Origin of the sequence: Parasediminibacterium schistidii (assembly GCF_046546515.1) — a bacterium.
Classification (GTDB): Bacteria; Bacteroidota; Bacteroidia; order Chitinophagales; family Chitinophagaceae; genus Parasediminibacterium.
Genome location: NZ_JBKHKJ010000097.1, coordinates 1 through 687, shown reverse-complemented (window position 1 = coordinate 687; position 687 = coordinate 1). Strand labels below are relative to the sequence as shown.

Genomic DNA, 687 nt, shown 5'->3' with positions numbered 1-687 from the left:
CATCCTAAAACTTATGGCACTTAGAGGAACAGGAGTTAGAATTATAGTTCACGAACCTTCAACTTGGGACAAAGGCAATTTGTTTGGAACAATAATTTTTGACAGAGATGGTAACAAACTAATTGTGAAACTTTCAAATACAATTTCAGGCAACCAATTGACAAGTGACTTGATTGAACTTTCACCACACCAACAAGGGGACACTTTCAAACCATTGACACAGTATTATTCAGTTATGGTAGACGGAAGTTTAATTGATGAAAATAGAGAAGTGAAAGAACCTTTAATTTATGGGAGCATTACATTTGACTAATTATGACTAATGATGAAATCTTGACAACTTTAGAAAATGTAAAACAACTTTTGCAAGACAATAAATCTTTAAAAATTGGCGACTTGACATTGAATTTAAAAGCGAATAACGAGTTGGCAGTAATAGGCTGGACAAATTTTATTCATTTTGAAAATCTTACTAAAAGACAATCACTAATAGAACTTAATGAAATTAAAGACTTGTTCAGACTAATGCTAAATTCATCAAAAGACTTTGCAGACTTTGCAGAAAATAAAACTATTATATATTTTCTGAATTATGACGATGCAGGTAAATGTGGAATTGAAATTTGTAGCGAAGAGAATGGACAAATATTTTGGCAAGCTCAATTACGAGAAGACTAAAACTACTGC

2 protein-coding genes are annotated in these 687 nt (G+C 31.6%); both read left to right on the top strand.

The features are described 5' to 3' along the window. On the top strand, positions 1-313 hold a 313-nt coding region (locus tag ACHFIY_RS19325; RefSeq protein WP_410847773.1), incomplete at its 5' end, for a hypothetical protein. A 2-nt stretch (positions 314-315) separates the two neighbouring features. Next, positions 316-678: a hypothetical protein gene (locus tag ACHFIY_RS19320; RefSeq protein WP_410847772.1), complete on the top strand. Its 363-nt coding sequence runs from the start codon at positions 316-318 to the stop codon at positions 676-678. Positions 679-687: the final 9 nt, after the last annotated feature.

Bases quoted from the DNA above. Each gene is read 5' to 3' on its own strand.
- ACHFIY_RS19320 (WP_410847772.1), top strand. From the start codon at position 316: ATGACTAATGATGAAATCTTGACAACTTTAGAAAATGTAAAACAACTT.